The following is a 1,076-nucleotide window of genomic DNA, read 5'->3' as shown; positions in this document are numbered from 1 at the left end:
ATTTTATGGTTTGAAATCCGTTTTTTGATGTAGAGCCTTCAAAATTCGTTTAGCCGTTTCTTCCCTTACACTTTTTGGATCTCGTAAAATCCCACTAATCCAAATCGCAAAAGTAGGATAGTCAGGAAAATTACTTAGATCAGAAAGTTCAGAAAGTTTAGATAGAATAGTGCTGTATTTATTAATTTGGGGATCTGACATATTACAAAATAGCTCTACTGTCTTTGTCTCTCTCTCGGGTGCTATGAGTTTTGGCTTAGGCTTCTCTTTCACAATAAACTTGAAACCAACCACAGACCGTCCTTGTTTAACGTTTTCATAAGTGAGTTCAATGTCTGTATTAGCTGTAATTTCATCTAATGAAGGCTTAATTACACGGTCTTTTAAATTACATAGCTTGTCGTAGGACTTTGGCAAACCTAACTCAGTTTTTATATGCTCTAAGGACATTTCAAATTGTCCCATAGCTTGATATTTTTTTGCTAAATGATATAGGTCGAACGAGTAGTCTTTTTTCAGACTGAGTACGATGTCTTTCTTGTACTTAGTGTATGGATTTAATTTGTCGAACTCTTTGAGCATCAAAAGAACTTCCTCTGGGAAGCATATGGATATTGAACCATTCTCATATATTGCTCTAATGACCCAGTTACAGTAGGTTTTTTTCTTATTATCACCATAGGAAAAATAACGTCTTAACAGGTTTTTACTCGCTTCTTCCATTTGCGAATACGCTGAGTTGGTTTTTATACCGCATTCTTTTGCAAAGCTCTCTGATGTTATGGTGATTGCATCTTTTTCAGTTGCATCAATTATCCGAGCTATAGGACTAGCAAGAATTAATAAGCGTTTTTCATCAATACTCATGCTTTTAAAGCACTCTTGAATCGTATTCTGCATAACAACCCAAGATACAGGGTATGTTTTTTTATAATCCATGAAACTACATTCCGCAAGAAGTAGTTTTTTATATCATATTGATTTATTTTTGCACACGATTTTTGTAGTTTTTAACATAAAACTACATTAAATATAGTGTAGTTTAGTTCATGCCATTTGTAGTTTCTAATCATGCC

The 1,076-nt window shown here is 33.8% G+C and carries 1 protein-coding gene; it reads right to left on the bottom strand.

Features of this window, described 5'->3' with window-relative positions:
• Positions 1 to 3: 3 nt before the first annotated feature.
• The gene (locus tag FTV42_RS17315; protein WP_159124544.1) at positions 4 to 939 is read right to left on the bottom strand and encodes a replication initiation protein; all 936 of its coding nucleotides are present in this window, start codon (positions 937 to 939) and stop codon (positions 4 to 6) included.
• Positions 940 to 1,076 lie beyond the last annotated feature (137 nt).

The organism is Acinetobacter sp. YH16052 (genome assembly GCF_013417155.1).
GTDB lineage: Bacteria > Pseudomonadota > Gammaproteobacteria > Pseudomonadales > Moraxellaceae > Acinetobacter.
The sequence above is the reverse complement of the archived record's forward strand: the minus strand, read 5'-3'. Positions and strand labels throughout refer to the sequence as shown.